Here is a 1,702-nt window from a genome sequence, read left to right as displayed (position 1 = left end):
CGGGGCCCGCCCGCGCCGACCCCACCGGTGTCCTCGCCGGCCCCATCGGTCGCCCGCCCGGCGTGGACGCCACCCCGGGCCCCGGCCGCGAACCGGTCGGACAGCCGGTCGCGCAGCCGGAACAGCCGGTCCCGGCGGGAGGCGGCGCGCACGAACGCGAGCACCGGCCACCCCCGCTCACGGGCGATCACCCGTAGCTCCCGGTCCGGGTTCACGACGGACGGCTGCCCGACCGCCTCCAGCAGCGGCAGGTCGGTGATCGAGTCGGTGTAGGCGGCGCACCGCGCGAGGTCGAGTCCCAGCTCCTCGGCGATCTCCCGGGCCGCGACGGCCTTGCCCTCCCCGTAGCAGTAGAACGCGATCTCCCCGACGTAGCGGCCGTCCTCGATGTGCATCCGGGTCGCCCGGAAGCGCGTGATCCCGACCAGCTCGGCGATCGGCTCGACGACCTCCAGCCCCGACGCCGACAGCAGCACGATCTCCGCCCCCTGCGCACGGTGGTGCTCGATCAGCCGGACCGCCTCGGGGTAGACGAGCGGGCCCACGATCTCCTGCAGCGTCTCGGCGACGATCGCGCGGACCCGCGCCACCTCCCAGCCCTGACAGATCAGCACCATCCGCCGGCGCAGGGTGTCCATCGTGGACGCGTCCGCCCCGGCGAGCACGAGCAGCAGCTGAGCCCACGCCCCGCGCAGGACGGTCGAGCGGTCGATCAGACCGGCGCGGGCGAACGGACGCGCGAACGCCAGCGCACTCGACCCGGCGATGATCGTGTTGTCGAGGTCGAGGAACACCGCCCGGGGGCCGGCGGTCCGGTCCGGTGCGACGGGGGCTGTGGAGAACTCGGGCACGACGTCCAGCCTGCCCGAACCGGGACGCGCCTCGTCCCCGGTCCCCGACTCTTCCACACCCCGCCGACCGTCGGCCCCACGACGGGCGCCGCCCGTCCCCGCACCGCCCGGCCGGGGGTACGAGCAGGCCGATGACCGGCAGCGGAGGGTGATCGAACGTACGCGACCGGTCGCCCGGACGCGCCCACCGGTCAGTGGCGGAGTTCACCCCGTCGGGGTCGAGAGCGACGTCGCCGCCGGTACCGGTCGGCGCAGGCCACGGCCGGAGTATGGGCGCGACCGGCATGTTCCGGCTACAGTTGACCGAGCTCGGACGTGGTCCGAGCGGGTTCAGCTCGACCCCCCGGGGCTGAACCGCCCGACGGCCCCCGCCAATCCCCCCTGGCGGGGGTCGTCCTACGTCCGGGGTCGGACGACACGGTCGTGTCGGTCGCCCGCCTCCCCGGTGAGCTGCCCGCCGCTCCGGTTCTGCTCCTCCGTGGCGCGCCCGCGAGGGCCCTCCCCCGTGCTCCATCCTCCCGCACGACACCGACGGAACCCGTGGGTTGTCCACAGGCCGGGCCGTTTCCACGACGTTGTCCACAGGCCGGCGATCGGGGCCGGCGGGGCCCTCCCGGGACCGCACGCTCGACACCGGGGCCCGCACCGGCGGGCCGGTGTGGAGGACGACGCGATGGACCGGCGCTGCCTGATCGTGGCCGACGATCCCGAGCTGCTCGACGCGCTGCTGCGACTCGCCGCGGCAGCCGACATGGACGCCCAGCGCGCGGTCGACGCGGCCGACGCCCGCCGTGCGTGGGCCCGCGCACCGGTCGTGTTGCTCGACCGGGCCGGGGCCCGGCGCTGCGGCG

Annotated in this window: 1 protein-coding gene; it reads right to left on the bottom strand. The window is 75.7% G+C overall.

Annotated elements, in window-relative coordinates; all coding sequences use genetic code 11:
- A partial coding sequence (locus tag GTW08_RS25665; RefSeq protein WP_161152650.1) for an HAD-IB family hydrolase occupies positions 1–851 on the bottom strand: 851 nt, incomplete at its 3' end.
- Positions 852–1,702: the final 851 nt, after the last annotated feature.

The sequence above is a fragment of the Pseudonocardia sp. SID8383 genome (assembly GCF_009864975.1).
In the GTDB taxonomy this organism is placed as follows: Bacteria; Actinomycetota; Actinomycetes; order Mycobacteriales; family Pseudonocardiaceae; genus Pseudonocardia; species Pseudonocardia alni.
This window is presented reverse-complemented; position numbering and strand designations above follow the sequence as displayed.